This is a genomic window from Blautia sp. SF-50 (assembly GCF_900101315.1).
Lineage (GTDB): Bacteria > Bacillota > Clostridia > Lachnospirales > Lachnospiraceae > Blautia_A > Blautia_A fusiformis.
This window is the reverse complement of sequence record NZ_FMUW01000001.1, coordinates 116,768-139,228: the sequence shown is the minus strand read 5'-3', so window position 1 is coordinate 139,228 and position 22,461 is coordinate 116,768. Positions and strand designations below refer to the sequence as shown.

Here is a 22,461-nt window from a genome sequence, read left to right as displayed (position 1 = left end):
CTTCTCTGAAAGAGGCATTAGAAGCATAGATTAATAGAAAGCTACTCTGTAATAGAAAGCTACTCTGTAACAGAAAAATAAAACATGCTTGACAAATCATAAATTTCTCATATAATTATCAGTGGTAATTAACCAAGATAATTATATGAGGAGTTTTTTTATGACAAATGAAAAGATCAAGCGGATGTTTGATGCATTTTATCAGGCAAAGCGGATCCGGGATATGCTTCCGCCACTGCCCCAGGGGGTGATGCCATCCTACATACAGTATCTGGATGTGATCCATTCTCTGCAGAGAGAAAAAAAGGATATCCGGCTCTCTGATATCAGTGATGCCATGAACCTTCCGCGTCCGGGTGTTACCAGAACAGTGAAAGAAATGGAGGCAAAGGGATATCTTCAGAAGCTCATGTCTCCGGATGACGGGCGCGTTACTTACATTTCCATAACAGAAAAAGGAGAGAGGCTTTCCAGGAAGTATGATCAGGATTATTTCAGCAGTCTGGCGCCCTATCTTTCAGAGATTTCCGAAGAAGAAGCAGACAATATGATCCGAACCATCGGGAAATTTTATCAGATCATGTGTGACAGGAGGGAACATTATGACAAATGATAAGGCAGATTTTACCCAGGGAAATATCCTGAAGAAGCTGGTTGCATTTATGATGCCGGTACTCGGTGCGCTGATCCTGCAGGCTGCCTATGGTGCGGTCGATCTTCTTGTAGTTGGAAGATTCGGTTCCACATCCGGACTGTCAGCGGTTTCCACCGGAAGTCAGGTACTGAATCTGGTTACCTTTGTAGTGATCCAGTTTGCTATGGGTATCACAGTTCTGATCGCACGTTATCTTGGAGAAAAAAGACCGGAGCAGATCGGCTCCGTTATCGGTGGGGCTGCAATCGTCTTTACCATGATCTCTATCGTGCTGTTTATTGTTATGGTAGGCTTTGCACATCCGATTTCCATGCTGATGCAGGCACCGGAAGAAGCGGTAGCGCTGACTGCATCTTATGTACGGATTTGTGGCAGCGGAATTTTCTTTATTGTTGCGTATAACCTACTGTCTGCTATTTTCCGTGGCCTTGGTGACAGTAAATCTCCGTTGCTGTTTGTGCTGGTAGCATGTATTGTAAATGTGATCGGAGATCTGGTACTGGTAGCCGGGTTACATATGGATGCAGCAGGAGCAGCTATTGCTACGGTTTCTGCTCAGGCCTTAAGTGTTGTATTTGCAGTAGTTCTGCTGATAAAGAAGAAGCTTCCGTTTACCATTACAAAAAAAGATTTCCGGCTGAATCCCCAGTGCAGACGTTTCCTAAAGATCGGACTGCCGCTGGCACTTCAGGAATTCCTGACCCAGATTTCATTCCTGGCCTTGTGCGCATTTGTCAATCGCCTGGGTCTGGAAGCATCCTCCGGTTACGGAGTTGCATGTAAGATCGTAAACTTTGCCATGCTGGTTCCAAGCTCCCTAATGCAGTCCATGGCCTCCTTTGTTTCACAGAACGTAGGAGCAGGAAAGCCGAAACGTGCGAGAAAATCCATGCTTACGGGAATTGGAGTTGGCCTGTCTGTGGGATGCCTGGTATTTATCCTGATCCTGCTGAAGGGTGATGTGCTGGCAGGATTCTTTTCAACAGATGCCGGCGTTATCCAAAAGGGCTTTGATTATCTGAAGGGGTTTGCTCCGGAGACACTGGTAACGGCTGTTCTGTTCAGTATGATAGGCTATTTCAACGGAAACAACCAGACCATATGGGTTATGGTCCAGGGCCTGATCCAGACGCTTCTGGTACGACTTCCAATGGCGTACTTTATGAGTATCCAGCCGGATGCCAGCCTGACAAAGATCGGTCTTGCAGCACCGGTATCTACCACAGTGGGAATCATTCTGAACATTGGATTCTTTCTGTACTTTACCCGTGTGAAAAAAGAAATTGTTTCGGAAGAATGACCGGATAAAGGGATGTAAATGAGAGGGGTGATATGATATAATCAGAATCACCCCGGCAGAGGTGATGGTACTGACCCCTGAAATAGCTGCCGGAATCTTGACAGCTGTAAAGGAGGAGTACAGGATGATTTGCGGGATGACGTATTTTCAGATATGTCTGTATTTTTTGTTTTATTCTTTTGGAGGATGGGTCGTTGAAGTTATCTTCCATGCAGTAACCTTAGGAAAGGTTATAAACCGGGGATTTCTCAACGGTCCGGTATGCCCGGTGTACGGATTTGGTGTACTTTCCGTGTTTGCATTGCTTAATACGCTTCAGAGCGGCGGACATCAGATGAGTGAGGGAATGATCTTTCTGTTTGGAATCGTTCTTGCAACTGCGGTAGAGCTGGTTGCCGGATGGCTTCTGGATGTATGCTTCCATGCAAGATGGTGGGATTATTCTAATAAGCCGCTGAATTTTCACGGCTATATCTGTCTTGAGTTTTCCCTGATATGGGGACTTGCCATTGTGATGGTCGTAAAGGTTTTTCAGAAGTATGTGGAGCGTCAGGCTTCTCATACACCTTCCACACTGGAATGGGCTGTTATGGCAATTCTGTATGCGGTGTATCTGGCTGATCTTATTGTAACAGTGGCGGTGATCCGCGGACTGAATAAGAAGCTTACCCGACTAGATAAGGTACGTGCGGATCTGCGGATCGTGAGTGATAAGCTCAGTGATACTCTGGCAACAACTACCATTGATACAGCACAGAAGGTGGGAGAAGGAAAGGTTCAGGTTGCTCTTGCTAAGGCAGAGCTCAGAGATGCGACTGTGGCTCAGAGAGAAAAATCTGCCGAAATGCTTCGAATGAAGAAAGCGGAGCTTCAGGCACAGTTTGATGAGCTGTCAAGCTCTATCACAAACCATACGGTATTCGGCCAGGGAAGAATCATTAAGGCTTTCCCGGAGATGAAGCACAGAGATTATTTTGAACTGATCCAGGAACTGAAGAAAAAACTCAGATAAGAAAAATGAAACGCGATAAAGAGGCAGCAGGAAATGTTGGAAATTTCCTGCTGCCTCTTTGGGCGTATCAGAGCTTCAGCTTATCGGATCCGTTTCTTTATCATTGGTCCGATGATCATGGCGATGATCATTTTTATGAGATCTGCCGGGATAAACGGAATTACACAGATTCCAAGAGCTGCTTTAAAAGTGGAATCTGCAACGATGCAGAACCATATAGTTCCGAGAAGATAGCATACAATTGTTCCTGCAATCATACCAACGAGCTGGATCAGAGGCTTATGGCAGTTGTCAATTACCAGTCCGGCAATAACAGCCATAACGATAAAGCCGATGATGTATCCGCCTGTAGGACCGGCCAGCTTTGCAGGGCCGCCGGTAAATCCGGAAAATACCGGAAGACCTACAAGGCCAAGCAGCAGATAGATCAGATAGCTGATGGTTCCTTTTTTCCATCCGAGAAGATAAAGGGACAGATAGATGGCAAGATTGGTAAATGAGATCGGAACCGGACCGATCGGAATGGACAGCGGCGCAAGAATACAGGTGACAGCTGCCATAAGAGCGGTCATGGTGATCTCGTAGGTTTTTGTACGTGGTGCAGAGACAGTATTTGTCTGATTCATATTAAAAGAGCCTCCTTTGAAAAAGGTAATATATTTACTGGTTTGGGTAAGTAATGAAATGCTGTAAGTGTGTATGACAGGTCATATGTCCATAAGGATGCTTACGCAGATTCAATCTCATAGGTGAATCCTGCATCCGTAATGGTTTTCAGAGTGTCTTCGATTCCCTGACCACCTTCTGTAAGATAACCGGAAGCAAAAATAGAGTCTACAACACTGAGCAGTTTTTTTTCTTCGCCTTTAAAATAAACTTCTCTTCCGGCAGCACATCGGATATCTGCTTTAGGTACAAGAAGTCTTGCCAGGCAGAGGACCTTCATACAGTATTCTGTTGTCAGCTGGGAAATATCTGCATTTCCGAGAGGAGTTCCCTTGATCGGAAGAAGAAAGTTGATCGGCAGTGCTTCCGGCTGGATCTCACGTAATTCCAGAAGCATGTCAACAACGTCTTCCTTGCTTTCACCCATGCCAATGATACCGCCGCTGCAGATCTCGAAACCAAGTCCCTGAAGCATATGGATGTTCCGGACACGCTGGTCAAAGGTATGTGTACTGCAGATGTTATGATAAAAGGAACGGCTGCTGTTCAGATTATGGTTGATCCGGTCAAGACCAGCCTCTTTGAGCATTTTTGCCTGGTGCTCTGTGAGAAAGCCTATGGAGCAGCAGAGATGAGTTCCGTGTTCTTTCATTTTGCGGATCCTGCGGGCCAGCTCCTCGATCTCTTTATCTGTAAATTTCATACCACTCAGTCCGATACAATGTCTGGATAAATGATAATCATTTACGAAATCATTGTCCTGATATAATTTGTCTTCATCTACCCATTTGTATTTATCAATATCGGCAGTGGAACGACATGACTGGGCACAGTAGGCACAATCCTGGGAACAGTTACCGCTGCGGGCATTGGTAAGGATGTGGATGCTTACCCGGTTTCCCTTATATTTGTAACGTAAACTGCTGGCACGGTCGATCAGTGCCTCAAGTTTTTCGTCCGGAGTATCTAAAATTGCAATGGCTTCATCTCTGGAAAGCGATGGAGCTTCTTTTTCGCATGCTGCAGTGTTCATGTCAATACCTTCCTTTTGATTTTTTTGTACGGGTATCACTTTATCACATAGAAATATCTATTGTCAACCATAAATATAAAATGAGTTTACAATTAAAAACTGTAGTATTAAGGTATTGCTTAGACTTATCAAAGCAGGTAATTTCCTTGATTCGGTTAAAATAATTCTCAATTCAATATCATATCTTTATAAAATCTTAATACGAAAGCAGAGACTTTTATACTATCTTTGAAAGTAGTTATATATAATAAAATGCATTACGAGGATAGCACTGTTAAAAGTATTGATAAGGAGTTCTGATCATTTATGCCGGAAAAATCATATAAGAAAAAACATATGACATCTTTTCAGCTGATTATCATGGGGTTTGCAGGAGTGATCCTTTTGGGAACCGTTCTGCTGATGCTTCCATTTTCTTCTGCGGAGAAAGTGATCACACCATTTCATGAGGCACTTTTTACAGCCACTTCGGCGGTATGTGTTACAGGTCTTGTGGTAAAGGACACTGGAAGCTACTGGTCCCTGGCAGGCCAGACGATCATTCTTGCACTCATACAAACAGGTGGGCTTGGAGTAGTGACTGTGGCTGCGTCTGTTTCCCTTCTTTCCGGAAAGAAAATATCCCTCATGCAAAGAAGCACCATGCAGGATGCAATTTCAGCACCTAAAGTTGGAGGAATCGTCAGACTGACAAGGTTTATTTTGAGGGGAACATTTTTGATCGAAGCTGCAGGGACGGTGTTGCTGCTGCCGGTTTTTATGGGAGATTATGGAAAAAAGGGAATCTGGATGTCAGTTTTTCATTCAATCTCTGCTTTTTGTAATGCCGGCTTTGATATTCTGGGGACAGATTCCAGTATGTTTCCATCGCTGACTGGGTATTCAGGAAATATACTTATAAATCTGGTAATTATGCTGTTGATCATTACAGGAGGAATCGGTTTTCTCACATGGGATGATATTTATACAAATAAACTGAACTTTAAACGCTACCGCATGCAAAGCAAGATCATTCTCATGACTACCGCATGTCTGATCTTATTTCCGGCAGTCTTTTTCTATATCTGTGATCTGACAAAATTACCCATGGGAAAACGCCTGTTAGCAGCAACGTTTCAATCGGTAACGACAAGAACTGCCGGATTTAATACTATAAACATTTCAGAGATGAGTGAGGCATCAAAAGCAGTTATGATATTGTTAATGCTAATTGGTGGTTCACCGGGATCTACAGCAGGTGGAATGAAAACAACAACTTTTTCAGTACTTATTTTAAATGCAATTGCGACATTTCGAAGTCAGGAAAATGCAGGAGCTTTTGGGCGAAGACTTGAATATCATGTGATAAAAAATGCAGCGACAATAGCCATGTTATATTTTGCCTTGTTCTTTGGCGGCGGAATAGCGATCAGTGTGTACGAAGGCCTTCCGCTTTTAGATTGTCTGTACGAAGCTGCTTCAGCTGTTGGTACGGTAGGTCTGACTCTGGGAATCACACCGGAACTTCATGTTTTTTCACAAGTCGTGCTGATCATACTGATGTATCTGGGACGTGTAGGTGGTCTGACCCTGATCTATGCGGTATTTTCCGGAAGAAATAAGGGAAATGCAAAGCTCCCTCTGGAAAAAATCACAGTTGGATAAGAAGGAGAAAAATAATATTATGAAAAATGTATTGCTTATTGGACTTGGAAGGTTTGGAAGACATATTGCCATGCAGCTCAATCAGCTGGGACATGAAGTTATGGCAGTTGACTGGAAGGAAGAAAGAGTGGACAAAGTACTGTCATTTGTGACGAATGCTCAGATTGGTGACAGCACCAATGCTGAATTTTTACAGTCCCTTGGAATTGGAAACTATGACATTTGTTTTGTGACCATTGGAGAGAGCTTTCAAAATTCTCTTGAAACAACATCCCTTCTAAAAGAACTGGGTGCAAAATTGGTGATATCCAGAGCTGAACGTGATGTTCAGGAAAAATTTCTTTTACGCAATGGTGCCGATAAGGTAGTTTATCCGGAAAAGCAGGTGGCAAAATGGGCCTCCTTCCGTTATACAGATGATCATATACTGGATTATATGGAGGTGGATGCTTCCCATGCAATTTTTGAAGTGGAAGTGCCGGAAGAATGGGTTGGAAAAACAGTGGGTGGACTTGACATCAGAAAACGCTACAATATTAATATTCTGGCAGTAAAAAATGAAGAGGAATTCAGTATTGCAATTTCACCGGAAACATATTTTGCAGAAAATGATAAATTACTGGTATTAGGAGAATACAGAGCTCTTCAGAAGTGCTTCCGCATATAGCTCATTGCCATGAAGAAAAAATTTTGACCACAGAACAGCTGCGTGATATAATTCCAGAAAACAGCAGTAGAAGGAGAATGACAGAATGAGCTTGAAAATGGAGGATACAGTAAAAAACAGAACCTATCCGAAACGGCCATTTGCATGGTATGTGGAAAAACCGTCTGCAAAAGATTACTTGCTGACGGTTTTTATATTTGCAGTATGCACTTTGATCGGCCTGCTGTTTCAGAAACTGGATCTTACAGATACAAATATTGTAACGATATACATTTTGGGCGTATTGATCACTTCGATCGTGACAGATGGTTATCTTTGCAGTGTAGCCGGCTCCTTTTTAAGTGTATTCTTATTTTGCTTTTTTCTGATGGAGCCAAGGATGTCTTTTGAGACATATGCGGTGGGATATCCGGTGACATTTTTCATAATGCTTATTTCGTCCGTACTTACAGGAACCCTTGCGGCAAAGCTGAAAATGCATGCAAAGCTGTCTTCACAGATTGCCTTTCGCACACAGGTTCTGTTTGATACGGATCGTCTGCTGCAAAAGGCAAAAAGTGAGACAGAAATCCTCGGAGTTACCTGTACACAGCTGATACGCCTGTTAAACCGTAGCATCACGGCATATGTTGTGGAAAATGGAACTTTATCAGAAGGAAAGCTTTTTTCCGGGGAAAAAGAGAGCACAGAGGATTTTCTGACACAGGAAGAACAACAGGCGGCCAGATGGACTTATGAAAACAGACAGCGTGCCGGCGCATCCACACAGTATTTCTCACAGGCAAAATGCTTATATCTGGCAATTCGAAGCGGGAATAATGTTTATGGCGTAATCGGGATCCCTCTGCAGAAAGAAACACTGGACTCTTATGAATACAGCATCCTGCTGTCTGTAATAAATGAATGTGCACTTGCAATGGAGAATGTACAAAATGCCATAGAAAAAGAAAAAAATGCGGTTTTAGCAAAAAATGAGCAGCTGCGTGGCGATCTTCTTCGGGCGATCTCCCATGACCTGCGTACTCCGCTTTGTTCTATTTCCGGAAATGCAGATATGCTTCTCAGTAACAGTGACCGTCTGGATGAAGCTACAAGGTATCAGATCTACACGGACATTCATGAGGATTCAGAGTGGCTGATCGGAGTTGTGGAAAATCTGCTTTCCATTACCAGGCTCAATGATGGAAGATTGAAGTTTAAATTTACGGATCAGCTTTTGGATGAGGTAATAGCAGAGTCACTCCGGCATGTCAGCCGGAAGCATGATGCGTATAAGATCGTGGCGGACTGTGAAGAACTTGTTCTTACACGTATGGACGTGCATCTTATTATACAGGTTCTGGTAAATTTGATCGATAATGCGATAAAATATACGCCGTCAGGCTCTGTCATCAGCATTCGGGGGTTCAAAAAAGCCGGGAAAGCACAGGTAAGCGTGGAAGATAACGGCCCCGGGATCCCGGATGAAATGAAGCCACATATTTTTGAGATGTTTTATACAGGGAAAACAACCGTTGCAGACAGCCAACGGAGTCTGGGGCTTGGCCTGGCACTTTGCCGCTCTATCATAGAAGCTCACGATGGAACACTGGTTCTTTCAGATCATGCTCCGCATGGATGTAATTTTACTTTTACTTTACCATTAAGCGAGGTGACATTAAATGAATAAGACATTAATTCTGGTGGTTGAGGATGACAGACCCATACGGAACCTGATCGTTACCACATTAAAAACACATGACTATAAATATCTGGCTGCAGAAAATGGAGCTTCAGCCATTTTGGAGGCTTCATCACACAATCCGGATATCGTTCTTCTGGATCTGGGCCTTCCTGATATGGAAGGAGTAGAGGTAATAAAGAAAATCCGTACCTGGTCGAATATGCCTATCATCGTGATCAGTGCCAGAAGTGAAGATATGGACAAAATAGAGGCACTGGATGCGGGTGCAGATGATTATATCACAAAACCATTTTCAGTAGAAGAATTACTTGCGCGTATCCGTGTCAGCCAAAGACGGCTTGCCATAACGCAGTCAGGAAAACAGCCGGAAACATCTGTTTTTGAAAATGGTGGATTAAAGATAGATTACACGGCTGGCTGCACATTCCTGAAGGACAGAGAACTGCATCTGACGCCCATTGAGTATAAGTTGCTCTGCCTTTTATCCCGTAATGTTGGAAAAGTATTGACACATACATATATTACTCAGCAGATCTGGGGACGCTGCTCGGAAAACGATGTTGCTTCTCTCAGGGTTTTTATGGCAACACTGCGGAAAAAACTGGAGCCTGAAAAAAACGGTGTACAATATATCCAGACGCACATAGGAATTGGATATCGCATGCTCAGAATCGAGAAACCTGAGCAGGAAACCAAAAAAGATAGCATTAATCCTCAAACGATAATATAATCATCTCATATGATGACAGTTTTTTTCTATAGTAAAGATCACAGAAAAGGACGGAAACAGACGATGAAGATCATGGGGATTGATATCGGCACAACAACAGTCAGTGTCGTAATGACAGATACAGAAACGGGAAAGCTGCTTGCAAAGGAAACAGTGGAGCATAATTCTTTTCTGCGGAGCAGTAAGCCGGAACAGAAGCTGCAGGATCCGGAACGGATCTATGAGATCGTCCGGGAGCTTCTTATAAAGCAGCAGAAGGAGAATGGTTTGCCAGATGGAATAGGGTTTACAGGGCAGATGCATGGAATGCTGTATGTGGATGTTTCCGGCAAGGCAGTGAGTCCTCTCTATACCTGGCAGGATGGAAGCGGAGAGATTCCGCTGGAAAACGGAAAAACCTGTGCAGAGCTTTTGCAGGGAGTAGGTGCGGCGGCGTCCGGATATGGTGTAGTGACACATTTTTATCTTCAGAAGAAAGATCAGATCCCGAAGGATGCTGTAAGGATGACGACGATCAGTGATTATATTGCTATGCGGCTGTGTGAAAATACTGTCCCTGTTATCGGACTTGACATGGCGGCAAGCTGGGGCTGCTTTGACCTGCGAAAACAGGAGTTTCTGTATGAAGCCCTGGAGCAGGCCGGCGTAGATACTTCTTATCTGCCGGAAGTAAGAAAGGGACATTTTTTTATCGGAGAAACAAGAGCCGGTGTGCCGGTAATGGGATCGATCGGTGACAATCAGGCGAGTCTGTTTGGTTCCGTCCGGAATCTTAAAGATACCGTGCTCTTGAATGTAGGAACCGGCAGCCAGGTTTCCTTAGTGACAGAGAAGTTTATAGAATGCAGCGGCAGTGTGGAGCTTCGCCCCTGTACCGAAAACAGCTATATCCTCGTGGGAGCTTCCCTGTGTGGTGGTCGTGCGTATGCGATGCTGGAACAGTTTTACAGAGAAGCTGCAGAAACTGAAGAAAGACTGTATTCCCGGATGCAGGAGCAGGCAGAAAAATTTATTGAAAAATACGGAAAAGAAGCTGCATGGAAAGTAGATACAGCTTTTTCAGGGACAAGAAGTAATCCGTCTCACAGGGGCATGATCGCAGGAATCGGTGTAGAGAATTTTCATCCTGGTGCACTGACGGTCGGTGTGATCTGTGGGATCCTTAACGAACTGCATGAGCAGTATGAGCAGATGTGTCAGCTCACCGGAAAAAAGGCCACACGCCTGACTGGCTCCGGAAACGGAATTCGCCGAAACTCGCTGATGAGAAGACTGGCAGAAGAAATGTTCAAAATGCCGATGGAGATTCCTGAATATGAAGAAGAGGCTGCATATGGAGCTGCACTTACTGCGGGAAAGTTGGTTGCGGCAATGTAAGAAAAATTTTGTTTGACTTTTTGAAAAAGAGGCAATATAATTACAAGAAACGAGTAGCAAGTAAGCGTAAATCCAGTTTACCGGCTACTCGTTTTCATTTTGCAAAAATGAATATCGCCATGAAAAAGTGTGTAGCGTGTCAGCGTAAGTCCAGCTTATATGACAAGGTGCGCACTTTTTTTGTGCTAAAAAGAAAGGAGTTAAAACAAAATGGCGGAAAGCAACAAGATGAAGGAGATGCCGGTAAATAAGCTGATGGTCCAAATGGGAATCCCGATGATCCTATCTATGGCATTGCAGGCAGTCTATAACATTGTAGACAGTGCATTTGTGGGAAATATGAAAGCAGGCAGTGAGGTAGCACTAAATGCTTTGACACTGGTATTTCCGGTGCAGATGCTTATGGTGGCAGTGGGGATTGGAACCGGTGTAGGAACCAATGCACTTCTTGCAAGGACACTTGGACAGGGAGACAGTAAAAAAGCTGCAAAGGTAGCAGGAAACAGTCTGTTTCTGGGAGTGATCATTTATGTGGTCTGCTTATTGTTTGGTATCTTTGGGGTGAAAGCATATATTTCATCGCAGACAGTAGATACAGAAGTACTTGAGATGGGGGTCAGCTATCTGAGGATATGCTGCGTGATTTCTTTTGGTATTATTTTCTTTTCTCTATTTGAAAAGTTACTTCAGGCAACAGGCCGTTCTCTTTATTCCACGATTGGTCAGGTGGTTGGAGCGGTTGTAAATATCATCCTTGATCCGATCATGATCTACGGTATTGGACCTTGTCCGGAAATGGGAGTGAAAGGCGCAGCCTACGCAACTGTAATTGGACAGGTAGCATCAGCAGTATTACTGTTCATTTTTCATATCAAATTAAATAAGGAATTCGAGCATGGGGCGAAATATATGAAGCCAGATGGCGAAATTATCAAGGAGATCTATGCAATCGGACTTCCGGCAATCATTGCTCAGGCGCTGATGTCCATTATGGTTTATGTAATGAACCTGATCCTAAAGTTCGATCCGTCAGCACAGACGGCCTATGGTCTGTTCTATAAGGTACAGCAGTTTGTTTTGTTTCTTGCTTTTGGTCTGCGAGATGCAATCACCCCAATCATTGCATTTGCTTATGGAATGAGAAGTAAGAAGAGAATTCAGGATGGGATCAAATATGGTCTGATCTATACAATTGTGTTAATGATTCTGGGAATTGCAATCACAGAGATTTTCCCTGGGGCATTTGCAACGCTGTTTAATGCGGGACAGTCGAGAGAATATTTTATCGGAGCAATGAGAGTGATTTCTATAAGTTTCCTGTTCGCAGGAATCAATGTTGCTTATCAGGGCATTTATCAGGCACTGGATGGTGGTGTGGAATCGCTGGTTATTTCGCTTTTGAGACAGTTTATTATTATCCTGCCGCTGGCTGGAATCTTTTCTATGTTTGTCAGAAATGATCAGATGGGAGTTTCACTGATCTGGTGGGCATTTCCGATCACGGAAATAGTTTCCTGTTTTGTAGGATATGTATTTTTAAAGAGAATCAGAAAAAATAAAGTAGATGTTTTGAATTAAGGAGGAACTGGAAATGGTGAAAAGAATCATTACGATCAGTAGAGAATTTGGAAGCGGCGGACGCTTTATCGGAGAAGAATTAGCGAAAAAATTGGGACTCGCTTATTATGATAAAAACATTATCAATGAGATCGCAGAAAAGTCTGGTTTATCTCCGGAATATATTCAGGAAAGTGCGGAACTGTCTCCGAAAAAAGGCTTGTTTGCATATGCATTTGCCGGACGTGATATCACAGGAAAATCAGTAGAAGACATGGTGTATGAGGCACAGAGAAAGGTTATCTTAGAACTGGCTGATAAGGAATCTTGTGTGATTATCGGAAGAAATGCAGATTATATTCTGAAAGATAGAGATGATGTACTGAATGTATTTATCCATGGGAATATGCCGGAAAAAACACAGCGTATTATGGGTTTATATAATGTAGGAGAGAAGGAAGCTGTCAAAATGATGGCAGATACAGATAAAAGGCGTATGACGAATTATAATTTTTACACCGATCAGAAATGGGGAAAGGCCAGTAATTATACGTTGTGTCTGAATAGTTCACAGCTTGGATATGACAGATGTGAGAAGCTTGTTATGGAATGTAGTAAATAATGAAATCCTCATGGTGAAAGTGGATTAAAGAAAATGTGATGAGAGCATTCATGAGTAAGTAGCGAAAGCGGATTGCGAATGTCCTATTTATATAACGTACACGAATGTAAATGGATATCTGATCCTGAATCTCACCTATAAATCCGGTGAGCAGATGGAGCAACTTGGCAAGTATAGGCCGGAAATATAAAACTGTCGCTGGGGTACTGATCTATCGTGCATAGCGTGTCCAGTTCCGAAAGCGGCAGCGTTTCAAAGGATGTTTCCCAGCCACGCTGACGCTTCCTTTCCCGGAAGTAGTCAACGGCTTCATGGTACAGTACCAGCTTGCAAAAATGGTCAAACTGGCAGCGCCTCCCGTAATCATCAGGGGTAACTTTCATCTTCTCACCCCCTTTCCGTGGGGAGTGAGCAGGATGATCCTGTCCGTCGTCAGGGGCCTATGCTGGCCCTGGTCTGCTGACCGCCTCCTTTTCCATCTGATTTTTTGCCGGAAATGAGAATCCGCGAAAATCGACAAAAATCGCCCGGCAGGTCGTAAACCTACCGGGCGACGATTTGAAGCGTTTTGTTGTTTTCTTACATGGTATAGTTCATACTCATAGCCGGAATATTCCCGTGGCGGGGCAAGGCTTTTTTTAAGCGGTAGAAGTGGATTAGATTATAATGATAGTAAAACAGCATGGCGGCGTCCTCCCGTGGGCCGCCATGCCTTTAACTGCTGGGAATGACAGAAAGAAAGCAGCGGCCTTGATTTCTCAAAACCGCCACCATTGAATATAAATTAAGCGTGAAAATGGGTCTGCCCAGCAGCGTTTTTTTCTTTTCTGCCGCTGGGCAGATGTTTTTTCTTTAGATACATGATAAGAGGAATTTTTGAAGATTCCATAAAGATTTGAAAAATGGACGGACATAAAAGACGTCCATTACACTATCGGAAAATCAGCAAGGAAGTTTCATAGTAACCTTTGCGCCGCCGGTTTCTTTTGAATTTTCTAAAATAAGCTGACCATTATGTTGTTCCATAATCGAATTTGTAATATATAGACCCATACCAAAGTGTAACTTTGAATTGCGGCTTTGATCGCCCATATAGAACCGTTCCTGTGCGTGGCATAATGCCTCTTTAGAAAACCCCGTTCCCTCGTCTGTGACTGAAATTTCCACGAAACCGTTGTTACTCTGAACATCCACATAAAGCGTTCCGCCTTGCGGGGAGTAGTCCAGCCCATTACTGATAACATTCATAATAGCACGTTCTATCAGCACCCTATCAAATTTCAGCATTTGAGGGAGTGAAACAGTATTCATTTGCAGCCGGATTTCTTTTGTCCGGCATAGTGATTCCATATAACCGAACAAGTGCTGCATGAACGCTGGCAAGTCTATACTTTTAATATGGAGCTGATAACCAACCGCCGCCCGTGATATATCAATCAGGGTTTGAATATATGACTGCATCTGGCCGGAGCTTTCCACGACGTAACCAGCGTATAATCGTTGCTCATCATTAAGATTTGTTTCTGTGAGTAAATCAGCATTTCCTTGAATAACCGTCAGAGGCGTTTTCAAATCATGGGCAAGCGCGGCGATTTGCTCTTTCTGTGTCTGTTCGGTTTTCCATTGCCGTTCTAACGAAATTTTCAGATTATCTTTCATATCTGAAAAAGATGCAAGGACATCTTCAAACTCTTTGATTTTGGCGTGTCCTACTTCAAAATCAAGGTTTTGCTTTGAAACCTCCGCAGTTGCTTCAAAAAGCGGGGTCAGTTGTGTACGCAGGTTCTTAGCAAATCTGGCGGTCAGTATGATAATGACCAGCAGCGAATTTACAGCCATCAGGATAAACGCAAGCGTGTCAGGAGATGGAAAATATTCCGGTAGCCATGACACTGTAAATTGAGAACCAATATAATACCTTAAAACGCAAAATTCGTTTTCCCGGACAACAAGTGCAAACTGCCTCCCCGTAGCATATTCAATATATTCTCCCTTTGCGTACAGCAGGGCAATTTCTTTTTCATCATCGTCCATATTGCTGTAAAGCTCATTAAAGTTCTTGTCCAGAATTAAGTAGCCGCATCCCTGTGGAATCACAACCTTTGTAATATCCGGGGCAATCGTCAGCGTTGGAATGATCTCTTTTACCTGCAATTCACTTAGATTTGCTCTTGTAGCTAATCCAGCATTTACAGCAAGTCCCTCCAAACCAGAAGGGACAATAATTGCCGCTACCAGCATGACAATGAGGGAGATAGCAAACTGGCGAAACAATATTTTCAATGTAGGTTTCTTTTTCACTCCCATTTATATCCTATCCCCCATACGGTGCTGACCGGACTTATTTTGAAATGCTCCAATTTCGCACGAATATTTTTTATATGCGTTGAGATCGTAGAGTTATCGCCTATTCCATCAAACCCGAAAACGGCTTCATAGATTTGTTCTTTTGTAAAAACCTGTCCCCGGTTTTTCGCAAGGTATTCACAGATTGAATACTCGCTTTTGGTAAGGGGAACCGGCTGTTCTGAAACATACAGTACCTTTGCGGAAAGGTCAAATCTTATATCAGGCTCAAATGAAAGTGTGCTGTGATGCTCCCTTTTTTCTCTGCGTAAATGTGCCGCGACACGGGCGCGAAGCTCCTGAATACGAAAAGGTTTCGTAATATAATCATCCGCACCGATGCCCAATCCAAACAATATATCTTCCTCTAATGTCTTTGCGGTCAGAAAGAGAATCGGGCAGTCTACCATATTCCTGATCTGTTTGCAAAACTCAAACCCGTCTGTGCCAGGCATCATCACATCCAAAAGAATGAGGTCATAGAAATGCAGCTTTTTGATGTCTACATCATCCGCATTTTGACAGACTGTTATCAAATATCCATCTTTCCCCAAACTGTTCTTAATCAATTCCAAGATAGAAACTTCATCGTCAACTACAAGTAAGTGGGTCAAAAAATCACCTCCCGCCCCATTATACCACATTGTCGAGGTTACTCATCATTATTTTTAATGTCAGCTTTCCGATATTCATTGTTGATATTTACAGCTACGGCATTGCTTATATCCACATTCACAATACTGTAAACGTAGCCGAAACTGAAATCTTCCCCCGCCACATTTTTGAAGCGTTTCGATACCTGCCCGATTTCTTCTTGCAGTTCTGACATTTCAAGACATTCATCCGTTATGGTATATGTCAGGCCGTTATATGAAATTTCATCATAGTTTGCGGCGTTCAGCTCATAATACGGCAGAGATTCATTTAACGCCTTATTTTTATCGGCGGTATCGCGGAGCGCACCGCAGGCCGATAAGCATATAAGACTTACAAGCATAATTACCACGGCAAACAGGCACTTTTTATTCACTGTTTTTACCTCCCTCCCAACCATGAAACCAAACCAAACTGGCAATCAGCAGACAAACAGTGCAGCATACAGAAATAATCATACCGCTGAAAAAATCGGTTTTTACCTGTGCATACAGTTGGGGGCTATCCCATGCAAGCACAGTGTAATCCATAGCACGAACGCCCCAGGCCCAGGGAATATATTTCCATGTAGCGTCACCAAGCCCTGTTATCATAAGGGCAGCTATTAAACTCCCTGCAATTCCCAATCCCATAGATGCACCTTTTCCGAAGCTCATTCCCACAAACAAATGAATCAGGTAAATGGGAAGCATGGTAATCAACAATAGAATCCCTGCTTTCAGGTAAAGGCTTGCCGGAGCATCCCTATATAGTGCAGCGAATGTTCCTAACGCTAAAAATGTTGCGCCAAAAGCACAGATCATCAGAAAACCAAGTTTACCAATATACGTTGCCATGCGAGATGGGATTGTTCCCAACAAAAGCTGATAATGCCCGGCCTGATTTTCGATCTGAACAACCAGGCCCACAATAATGCCGATCAGAAACGGGAACGCAACGGCCAGCACTTCCAGATAGGCACTGATTTTGGTTGCCAGTTCCCATCTGGATATATGATAGTAACCCGCAAAAATCGCCGCACATATAATCGGAATCATGCTGTGCATATAGAGCAAAATGCTATGTTTACACTTCTGATATTCTGCTTTCCAGCAGCGAACCACAGATACCATAGTTACCCCACCTCCTTTTTCTCAAACCATCTTGCAGTTAAAAATGACAGCGCCGCAAACCAGGCCAGCGAAATGACCAATACAAGTATAATCATCCAAAATGCCATTGCCGTACTCTGATCTGCAACCGGCTCACCATTAGGCAAAATACCTAACACGGAAATCATAAGATGCGGCACCCAGCTATACGGGCAGATCATCCACAAAGAGGTTGTAGCCGTGAAAATCCCTAAAACGCTTCCAAGTCCGGCATTAAGAATAACCGTGACAAAGATACCAACTTTTTTTGATAACCATAAGCACAGCGGAACTTCCCATAGGCTTGCAATGACAATACAAGCTGTTCCGGCCGCAGCCTGGCAAATTCCGATTGTCAGGGGAATTTCGTTGATAACTAATATTGCAAAACCGCCCAACAGATTTAGTGCCAGGAAAATGAAATTCCCCACACAGGAGTAAATACCGGCCACTCCAATTTTTGCTTTCCAGACTTTGTTCTGCGAAACAGGCAATGAAGCAACGGCACGATATTTTAGTTTGCCATTATCCCGCTGTTCAATCAAGGCACAGGTGAGCGTAAGGAATCCAGGATAAAGCAGGTTATACCACCAATTATAAGAATTGAGCTGGAACCAAAGAGGGGCAAAAAAGTTCATAAGCGCAGTTACAAACGGGGCCAGAACGATCAGCGTTTTTGTGAAAGTTCTCTTATGCTTTAGGTTCTCTGCCTGAATATATGCCATCTCCATTTAATATCCCTCCTTACCATTTCTGCGAATAACATCCATAAAGAGTTGTTCCAAATCTTCACCGGCGCGAAGCTCTCCCTCATATCCAAGGACGCCGCCAGCAATGATACCCACATGATCTACAATCTGCTGGACTTCTGACAGAATATGGCTGGACAAAATAACTGTAATCCCTTTGCAGGGAAAAGAGCGAATTAACTCTCGAAGTTCCTCAATCCCTAAAGGGTCAAGGCCGTTAGTCGGTTCATCCAGAATCAAAAGCTGGGGACTGTTCAGCAATGCAATAGCAATACCAAGCCGCTGCTTCATACCAAGAGAAAACTGCCCGGCCCGTTTCTTGCCGGTATTCGTGAGCTGGACAATTTGCAATACCTTGTTAATTCGTGCATCGTCCAGGCCGAGCAATGTAGTTCTGACTTTGAGATTTTCGTATGCAGTCAGATTTTCGTAAAGCGGGGGCATCTCAATCAAAGCACCGATATGCTCCAGATCATTCCGCTTCCACGGGTGGCCGTCAAACTCGATGCTTCCCGATGTGGGGCGCAAAATGCCGGTGAGCATTTTTAAGATCGTGGATTTGCCAGCCCCATTCGGCCCCAGCAGACCATAAACCGAGTTGCGCCGGATGTTCAGTGACACATTGTTTACCGCCATTTGCCCCTTGAAATTTTTGCAGAGGTCAGTCGTTTTCAAAATCATATCCATATAATCAAGTCCTTTCTTTGATTTTACGGATAGCATACCGGGCAATTTTGAAGATTTCATAAAGATTCCCGAAAACAGAATATGAACAATACACCGTAACTGTGGAGCATATCGCAACAAAGCACTAACCTACGCATTTAGGGCCTTAAAAAGCCCTATATTTCAAGGTTTTTCCCGCATAGTCGGCGGGGTATGTGAGTGTTTTATCCTATCCCCGCCAATACTGGATTCTAAATGCGTAGGAACAGGCAAAAAGAACAGACGCCGGACGCAAGCGGCCACATGGCCGCCGCGCCCGGCGTCTGTTGTTATTTATTCGTTCTCGTCTGTGAAATAGAATTTCTGGCTGTCATAGTCAGAATCCGTCATACGTTTCAGCTTGGAAAGGGTCTGCTGGGCCAGCGTCCACATATCCCCGTCCATACCCGGCATGGCTGCGGTGATCTTGCCTATCGTTCTGCGTCGGTCTGCGTTGTGGTACATATAGATCAAATTTTCTTCTTCCACGGTAAAGTGCATCATTCCTCATACCTCCAATTCATTTTTCTTGGTTCTGGCCGCCGCCTTTTTCGGGCTGGTGGCCTGTTTGCTGTCGGCAAGCTGCTTGCGGATAGATGGCCGGGGCTTGCGAATACTCACATCACGGCGCTCATCTTTGTTAATCATGGCATATACCCCGTCACCTCCTTTCCTTGGGCAAAAAGAAATGCCTTTTTCGTCGCAGACTTACGAAAAAGGCATTTCAGGTGTGATTATAGAGAGGTTTAATTGTCTTTAGATTTTTGAAAAGTCCCGGTTTTATGCGGGTTTGCGCTGGTTGTGCTAATCGGAACGAAGCTACTGCTTACACGGATCCGGAAAACGAGGCGATTCTGCAGAATTCTATGGATGCAGTAGATGCACTTACAAAGGAAAAAACGATTATTATGATTGCCCACAGATTAAAAACAGTCAGACATGCAGACCAGATTGCGGTTGTTGAAAAAGGAAGAATTGCACAGCAGGGAACACATGAGCAATTAATGAAACAGGAAGGTATTTATAAGAGATTTGTGGATGCAAGGCAGCAGGCGGTAAGTTGGAAACTGGTGCACTGAGAAATAATCCACAGTTGGTGAATATCCAAATTGAATTGTCTGAAAGAGATTTAATTTAAGTTTCGCTAAGTTTCACTTATATAGGCAGAATGAGGGATATTCAATAAAGTAATATGAAAAAAGCACTGAAAACCGTTGGATTGATATGCTCCCCATATGGTAGACAATGGAAATATCCAAAAATCTATCATATGAGGAGCATATTTTTATGTCTAGGAAACAGTATAGTAAGGAGTTGAAACTTGAGCTCGTAAAGAAACACCTTCCAATAAAAGAACATAAAGGGCTAAAAACGGAAATTAGTTTTTCATTTTACGGGGCGAAATTCTTTGTAAAAAAATTAGCACTCACGTCAGATAGTATCTGTGCTTTTATTGATGAGTCATTGGTGCGTGCTAAAGGAAAACGTCTGAAACGAAGTGAAGTGTTCCATATGTATGAGGAATACTGCAAAGAGAATGGCCGACAGGGGCATGGTAAATCCAACTTTTTCAGGAATATGACAGATAAAGGTTTCCTTCTGAAGCAGTACAATGGTGAGTTTTATTATCAGGATATTGCAGTTAAGGAAGAAGATTTTTGTCCTGTAGATCCAGAAGAAAGAATACCTTTTGAAGAAACAGATATAGATTATAAACAGTTACAATTAAATATGAATCAGGGAATTAAGGGCATTTAGGGCAAAATAAGCAAAAAGAAATGTTACCGGAGCAGGAGAAATAACAAAGATAGCTGCCAGAGTACATAATATTTTGCTTTTTTTACACTGACTGCCCTTTTTCATGTATCAACGAAATATAGGTTTTTCCCGAATTTGGGAATAAGTAAAAAATAAAAATTAAGAAAGTGTGAGGTATGATTATGCGAATGATGAAAAACAACAATAATGAAACAGTTATGGTGATCGGGATTGATCATGGGTATGGAAACATGAAAACTGCCACCAGATGCTTTCCATCCGGTGTAGCCAGATATGACAAGGAGCCAATCTTCCAGAATAATCTTCTTGTTTACAATGGTATGTATTACCAGATTGGAGAGGAACACAAAGAGTTCTGTGCAGAGAAAACGCAGGACGAGGACTATTATGTGCTGACACTGGCGGCTATCGCAAGAGAACTTGATGGGAAAGGAATGAACCGGGCAACGGTACATATCGCAGCCGGACTTCCCCTTACCTGGGTAGCTACACAGAAAGAAGACTTTCAGAAATATCTTCTCCAGAATGAAAGTGTGGATTTTACATTCCGTAACAAAGACTACCATGTAGAGTTTGCAGGAGCTGATATTTACCCACAGGGGTTTGCAGCAGCCTTTTACCGATTACAGGATTTCAAAGGAATCAACATGCTTGTGGATATTGGAAACGGAACTATGAACATCATGTATATCAACAATTCCCGTCCATTAGAGAAGAAATGCTTTACAGAGAAATATGGAACGCATCAGTGTGTGCTTGCTGTAAGGGAATCCCTGCTGAAAGAACTGGGAACAGTGGTGGACGATCTGGTGATTGAGCAGGTGATCCGTACCGGGACAGCAGATATTGGTGAGAAATATCTGACAGTCATTCGTAAAGCTGCCGGAGATTATACGAAAGAAATCTTCCATAAGCTGAGAGAACGGGAATATAATCCAGAACTGATGCGTCTGTATGTGGTCGGCGGTGGCGGTTGTATGATCCAGAATTTTGGAGAATATGACAAGAGCCGTGTAACGATTGTACGGGACATCTGTGCCACAGCGAAAGGTTATGAAGCAATGAGCGTAAGGAAAATCCAGAGAAACGGAGGGATGCTTGTATGAGAAAAGAACGGAAAATCATCGATACAAATATCCGTTTGAATCTTTGTGATGAACAGGACAGGCAGGCATGGGAATATTTGCAGACGATGGACAGAGAAAAATATAAATCGTACACCAGAGCAGTTGTAGTTGCTTTAAACGATTATTTTTCCAGAGAGTACAGTAATGAAGCAGATCCGTATCTGGAAACCAGAGAAAAGGAAGATGCGTTTTTGGAAAGAGTGGAAACAGCTATCCGGGATGGAGTGAAAGAATCTGCCCCGATGGCTATAGCGAAGAATCTGATGGAAATGCTTGTACCGTTTGTAAAAGAATCGGTAGGAGAAATTAATCTGCCGGACAGAATACTAACAATGGAGAAAACGGATGGAGAGATCGCAGAAGATAATCTGGACTGGGAGAAAGAAGCTGATATGGATGCAGCACTGGATTTTGCAGACAGTTTTTAGATGGTTATGAAATAGCAGTAACAGGAAAACAGACTGACAGTAAGGAATAGCTTTACAAAAACAGAATAGCAGAAAAAGACAATGGCAGTGGTGACATTTCAGACATTATGAATTGGAGAAATGTTTATGACTGCTATTTTTATGTTTTTTAGCAGAAATGGAAAGAGATCCAGAAAAAGAAAGACAGAAATAGCAGGAAAATATAACAGAAAAGCGTTGGCAGATGGGTGGATTGAACAAGCAAGGCGAAGAAAAGAATAGAGTGCCGGATACGGCACATGATTGTCCGATACTTCGCATCGGAGTGATGCACGAACAGCCTGTTTCAGAAAGAGAAAATCTATCGAAAGGGGAGCTTTTCTCTTTCTTCCACAGTCAGTTCCTGCACCACAAAACCACCGTCATCTCTATTTAGGTTGGATAACGCAGAGGAGAAATGTTACTTGACTGGTGCTAGTTCAGTGGTGGGGAGATGACAGGCAAGTTTCGCAAAGTGGCAAGCCACTCTGCACCGGAGCCAGCCTTTGGGCTGTTCCTAAACTTGCCAGAGGGCTCCGCCCCTTGGAACCCCGGCACGTCAATAGCGTAAGTATCCC

General features: G+C 43.2%; 26 protein-coding genes and 2 pseudogenes. 17 read left to right on the top strand and 11 right to left on the bottom strand.

All coding sequences use genetic code 11. From position 1 onward, the window contains the following. The first annotated feature begins 160 nt into the window (after window positions 1-160). The 3 genes from BLP57_RS00655 (at window position 161) to BLP57_RS00645 (ending at window position 2,967) form a co-directional block, all read left to right on the top strand. The gene (locus tag BLP57_RS00655) at window positions 161-613 is read left to right on the top strand and encodes a MarR family winged helix-turn-helix transcriptional regulator (protein WP_092068482.1); all 453 of its coding nucleotides are present in this window, start codon (window positions 161-163) and stop codon (window positions 611-613) included. Further along, window positions 603-1,955 (top strand): MATE family efflux transporter, encoded by a 1,353-nt coding sequence (locus tag BLP57_RS00650; protein WP_092068479.1) that lies wholly within the window; start codon window positions 603-605, stop codon window positions 1,953-1,955. Before BLP57_RS00655 ends, BLP57_RS00650 begins: the two co-directional genes overlap by 11 nt. Before the next feature lie 124 nt (window positions 1,956-2,079). Next, window positions 2,080-2,967, top strand: coding sequence for a putative ABC transporter permease (locus BLP57_RS00645; RefSeq protein WP_092068476.1), 888 nt, complete (start codon window positions 2,080-2,082; stop codon window positions 2,965-2,967). A gap of 80 nt (window positions 2,968-3,047) precedes the next feature. On the opposite strand, the gene BLP57_RS00640 is transcribed toward BLP57_RS00645, so the two are convergent. Next, complete coding sequence (locus BLP57_RS00640; protein ID WP_092068473.1) at window positions 3,048-3,593, bottom strand: biotin transporter BioY; 546 nt, start codon at window positions 3,591-3,593, stop codon at window positions 3,048-3,050. Window positions 3,594-3,694: 101 nt separating this feature from the next. Continuing rightward, window positions 3,695-4,666, bottom strand: coding sequence for a biotin synthase BioB (bioB, locus tag BLP57_RS00635; RefSeq protein ID WP_092068470.1), 972 nt, complete (start codon window positions 4,664-4,666; stop codon window positions 3,695-3,697). A gap of 306 nt (window positions 4,667-4,972) precedes the next feature. On the opposite strand from bioB, the gene BLP57_RS00630 reads away from it, so the two are divergent. The 9 genes and pseudogenes from BLP57_RS00630 to BLP57_RS18630 all read left to right on the top strand — a co-directional run. Beyond that, the gene (locus BLP57_RS00630; RefSeq protein ID WP_059086039.1) at window positions 4,973-6,310 is read left to right on the top strand and encodes a TrkH family potassium uptake protein; all 1,338 of its coding nucleotides are present in this window, start codon (window positions 4,973-4,975) and stop codon (window positions 6,308-6,310) included. 19 nt (window positions 6,311-6,329) lie between these two features. After that, a complete protein-coding gene (locus BLP57_RS00625) occupies window positions 6,330-6,977 on the top strand; it encodes a potassium channel family protein (RefSeq protein WP_015527248.1) in 648 nt (215 codons plus the stop codon). A gap of 85 nt (window positions 6,978-7,062) precedes the next feature. Continuing rightward, complete coding sequence (locus BLP57_RS00620; RefSeq protein ID WP_092068467.1) at window positions 7,063-8,646, top strand: ATP-binding protein; 1,584 nt, start codon at window positions 7,063-7,065, stop codon at window positions 8,644-8,646. Then, a complete protein-coding gene (locus tag BLP57_RS00615; RefSeq protein ID WP_059086037.1) occupies window positions 8,639-9,391 on the top strand; it encodes a response regulator in 753 nt (250 codons plus the stop codon). The genes BLP57_RS00620 and BLP57_RS00615 overlap by 8 nt, the downstream gene beginning before the upstream one ends. 9 nt (window positions 9,392-9,400) lie before the next feature. Continuing rightward, a complete protein-coding gene (locus BLP57_RS00610) occupies window positions 9,401-10,768 on the top strand; it encodes a sedoheptulokinase (RefSeq protein ID WP_092068464.1) in 1,368 nt (455 codons plus the stop codon). A gap of 8 nt (window positions 10,769-10,776) precedes the next feature. Further along, window positions 10,777-11,019, top strand: coding sequence for a hypothetical protein (locus BLP57_RS17960; RefSeq protein ID WP_195274283.1), 243 nt, complete (start codon window positions 10,777-10,779; stop codon window positions 11,017-11,019). Then, complete coding sequence (locus BLP57_RS00605) at window positions 10,979-12,346, top strand: MATE family efflux transporter (protein ID WP_092068461.1); 1,368 nt, start codon at window positions 10,979-10,981, stop codon at window positions 12,344-12,346. Before BLP57_RS17960 ends, BLP57_RS00605 begins: the two co-directional genes overlap by 41 nt. A gap of 13 nt (window positions 12,347-12,359) precedes the next feature. Continuing rightward, complete coding sequence (locus BLP57_RS00600) at window positions 12,360-12,947, top strand: cytidylate kinase-like family protein (RefSeq protein WP_092068458.1); 588 nt, start codon at window positions 12,360-12,362, stop codon at window positions 12,945-12,947. Window positions 12,948-13,032: 85 nt separating this feature from the next. Beyond that, window positions 13,033-13,122, top strand: a pseudogene (locus tag BLP57_RS18630) (TnpV protein); the annotation flags it as partial. Window positions 13,123-13,158: 36 nt separating this feature from the next. On the opposite strand, the gene BLP57_RS18405 reads toward BLP57_RS18630, so the two are convergent. From BLP57_RS18405 to BLP57_RS17730, 9 genes are all read right to left on the bottom strand, one after another. Next, window positions 13,159-13,290 (bottom strand): hypothetical protein, encoded by a 132-nt coding sequence (locus tag BLP57_RS18405; protein ID WP_255363742.1) that lies wholly within the window; start codon window positions 13,288-13,290, stop codon window positions 13,159-13,161. Window positions 13,291-13,889: 599 nt separating this feature from the next. Next, window positions 13,890-15,254 (bottom strand): sensor histidine kinase, encoded by a 1,365-nt coding sequence (locus BLP57_RS00585; RefSeq protein ID WP_092068452.1) that lies wholly within the window; start codon window positions 15,252-15,254, stop codon window positions 13,890-13,892. Next, window positions 15,245-15,907, bottom strand: coding sequence for a response regulator transcription factor (locus tag BLP57_RS00580; protein ID WP_008705326.1), 663 nt, complete (start codon window positions 15,905-15,907; stop codon window positions 15,245-15,247). The genes BLP57_RS00585 and BLP57_RS00580 overlap by 10 nt, the downstream gene beginning before the upstream one ends. 38 nt (window positions 15,908-15,945) lie before the next feature. Next, complete coding sequence (locus BLP57_RS00575) at window positions 15,946-16,323, bottom strand: NisI/SpaI family lantibiotic immunity lipoprotein (protein ID WP_242872530.1); 378 nt, start codon at window positions 16,321-16,323, stop codon at window positions 15,946-15,948. Continuing rightward, window positions 16,316-17,059, bottom strand: coding sequence for a lantibiotic immunity ABC transporter MutG family permease subunit (locus BLP57_RS00570; protein ID WP_025580193.1), 744 nt, complete (start codon window positions 17,057-17,059; stop codon window positions 16,316-16,318). Before BLP57_RS00570 ends, BLP57_RS00575 begins: the two co-directional genes overlap by 8 nt. A gap of 2 nt (window positions 17,060-17,061) precedes the next feature. Then, window positions 17,062-17,808 carry a lantibiotic immunity ABC transporter MutE/EpiE family permease subunit gene (locus BLP57_RS00565; RefSeq protein WP_015527239.1) on the bottom strand — a complete coding sequence of 249 codons (747 nt, stop codon included), beginning with the start codon at window positions 17,806-17,808 and terminating at the stop codon, window positions 17,062-17,064. Further along, window positions 17,809-18,513 (bottom strand): lantibiotic protection ABC transporter ATP-binding protein, encoded by a 705-nt coding sequence (locus BLP57_RS00560; RefSeq protein ID WP_175442935.1) that lies wholly within the window; start codon window positions 18,511-18,513, stop codon window positions 17,809-17,811. Between the two features lie 312 nt (window positions 18,514-18,825). Beyond that, window positions 18,826-19,035: a transposon-transfer assisting family protein gene (locus tag BLP57_RS00555; RefSeq protein ID WP_092068442.1), complete on the bottom strand. Its 210-nt coding sequence runs from the start codon at window positions 19,033-19,035 to the stop codon at window positions 18,826-18,828. Between the two features lie 3 nt (window positions 19,036-19,038). Further along, the gene (locus BLP57_RS17730) at window positions 19,039-19,179 is read right to left on the bottom strand and encodes a hypothetical protein (protein WP_021651320.1); all 141 of its coding nucleotides are present in this window, start codon (window positions 19,177-19,179) and stop codon (window positions 19,039-19,041) included. A 164-nt stretch (window positions 19,180-19,343) separates the two neighbouring features. On the opposite strand from BLP57_RS17730, the pseudogene BLP57_RS00550 reads away from it, so the two are divergent. The 5 genes and pseudogenes from BLP57_RS00550 to BLP57_RS17955 form a co-directional block, all read left to right on the top strand. Next, a pseudogene (locus BLP57_RS00550) lies at window positions 19,344-19,610 on the top strand (ABC transporter ATP-binding protein); the annotation flags it as partial. Between the two features lie 208 nt (window positions 19,611-19,818). Then, the gene (locus BLP57_RS00545; RefSeq protein WP_242872529.1) at window positions 19,819-20,289 is read left to right on the top strand and encodes a primase-like DNA-binding domain-containing protein; all 471 of its coding nucleotides are present in this window, start codon (window positions 19,819-19,821) and stop codon (window positions 20,287-20,289) included. Between the two features lie 182 nt (window positions 20,290-20,471). Continuing rightward, a complete protein-coding gene (locus BLP57_RS00540) occupies window positions 20,472-21,416 on the top strand; it encodes a ParM/StbA family protein (RefSeq protein ID WP_175442930.1) in 945 nt (314 codons plus the stop codon). After that, window positions 21,413-21,865 carry a hypothetical protein gene (locus tag BLP57_RS00535; protein ID WP_092068436.1) on the top strand — a complete coding sequence of 151 codons (453 nt, stop codon included), beginning with the start codon at window positions 21,413-21,415 and terminating at the stop codon, window positions 21,863-21,865. The genes BLP57_RS00540 and BLP57_RS00535 overlap by 4 nt, the downstream gene beginning before the upstream one ends. 223 nt (window positions 21,866-22,088) lie before the next feature. Further along, window positions 22,089-22,280: a hypothetical protein gene (locus BLP57_RS17955; protein WP_173719831.1), complete on the top strand. Its 192-nt coding sequence runs from the start codon at window positions 22,089-22,091 to the stop codon at window positions 22,278-22,280. Window positions 22,281-22,461: the final 181 nt, after the last annotated feature.

What these genes read in the sequence shown, in the direction of transcription:
- BLP57_RS00655 (WP_092068482.1), top strand. Translation starts at nt 161, where the DNA reads ATGACAAATGAAAAGATCAAGCGGATGTTTGATGCATTTTATCAGGCA.
- BLP57_RS00650 (WP_092068479.1), top strand. Translation starts at nt 603, where the DNA reads ATGACAAATGATAAGGCAGATTTTACCCAGGGAAATATCCTGAAGAAG.
- BLP57_RS00645 (WP_092068476.1), top strand. Translation starts at nt 2,080, where the DNA reads ATGATTTGCGGGATGACGTATTTTCAGATATGTCTGTATTTTTTGTTT.
- BLP57_RS00640 (WP_092068473.1), bottom strand. Translation starts at nt 3,593, where the DNA reads ATGAATCAGACAAATACTGTCTCTGCACCACGTACAAAAACCTACGAG.
- bioB (WP_092068470.1), bottom strand. Translation starts at nt 4,666, where the DNA reads ATGAACACTGCAGCATGCGAAAAAGAAGCTCCATCGCTTTCCAGAGAT.
- BLP57_RS00630 (WP_059086039.1), top strand. Translation starts at nt 4,973, where the DNA reads ATGCCGGAAAAATCATATAAGAAAAAACATATGACATCTTTTCAGCTG.
- BLP57_RS00625 (WP_015527248.1), top strand. Translation starts at nt 6,330, where the DNA reads ATGAAAAATGTATTGCTTATTGGACTTGGAAGGTTTGGAAGACATATT.
- BLP57_RS00620 (WP_092068467.1), top strand. Translation starts at nt 7,063, where the DNA reads ATGAGCTTGAAAATGGAGGATACAGTAAAAAACAGAACCTATCCGAAA.
- BLP57_RS00615 (WP_059086037.1), top strand. Translation starts at nt 8,639, where the DNA reads ATGAATAAGACATTAATTCTGGTGGTTGAGGATGACAGACCCATACGG.
- BLP57_RS00610 (WP_092068464.1), top strand. Translation starts at nt 9,401, where the DNA reads ATGATGACAGTTTTTTTCTATAGTAAAGATCACAGAAAAGGACGGAAA.
- BLP57_RS00605 (WP_092068461.1), top strand. Translation starts at nt 10,979, where the DNA reads ATGGCGGAAAGCAACAAGATGAAGGAGATGCCGGTAAATAAGCTGATG.
- BLP57_RS00600 (WP_092068458.1), top strand. Translation starts at nt 12,360, where the DNA reads ATGGTGAAAAGAATCATTACGATCAGTAGAGAATTTGGAAGCGGCGGA.
- BLP57_RS00585 (WP_092068452.1), bottom strand. Translation starts at nt 15,254, where the DNA reads ATGGGAGTGAAAAAGAAACCTACATTGAAAATATTGTTTCGCCAGTTT.
- BLP57_RS00570 (WP_025580193.1), bottom strand. Translation starts at nt 17,059, where the DNA reads ATGGTATCTGTGGTTCGCTGCTGGAAAGCAGAATATCAGAAGTGTAAA.
- BLP57_RS00565 (WP_015527239.1), bottom strand. Translation starts at nt 17,808, where the DNA reads ATGGAGATGGCATATATTCAGGCAGAGAACCTAAAGCATAAGAGAACT.
- BLP57_RS00560 (WP_175442935.1), bottom strand. Translation starts at nt 18,513, where the DNA reads ATGGATATGATTTTGAAAACGACTGACCTCTGCAAAAATTTCAAGGGG.
- BLP57_RS00555 (WP_092068442.1), bottom strand. Translation starts at nt 19,035, where the DNA reads ATGATGCACTTTACCGTGGAAGAAGAAAATTTGATCTATATGTACCAC.
- BLP57_RS17730 (WP_021651320.1), bottom strand. Translation starts at nt 19,179, where the DNA reads ATGATTAACAAAGATGAGCGCCGTGATGTGAGTATTCGCAAGCCCCGG.
- BLP57_RS00545 (WP_242872529.1), top strand. Translation starts at nt 19,819, where the DNA reads ATGTCTAGGAAACAGTATAGTAAGGAGTTGAAACTTGAGCTCGTAAAG.
- BLP57_RS00540 (WP_175442930.1), top strand. Translation starts at nt 20,472, where the DNA reads ATGCGAATGATGAAAAACAACAATAATGAAACAGTTATGGTGATCGGG.
- BLP57_RS00535 (WP_092068436.1), top strand. Translation starts at nt 21,413, where the DNA reads ATGAGAAAAGAACGGAAAATCATCGATACAAATATCCGTTTGAATCTT.
- BLP57_RS17955 (WP_173719831.1), top strand. Translation starts at nt 22,089, where the DNA reads ATGGGTGGATTGAACAAGCAAGGCGAAGAAAAGAATAGAGTGCCGGAT.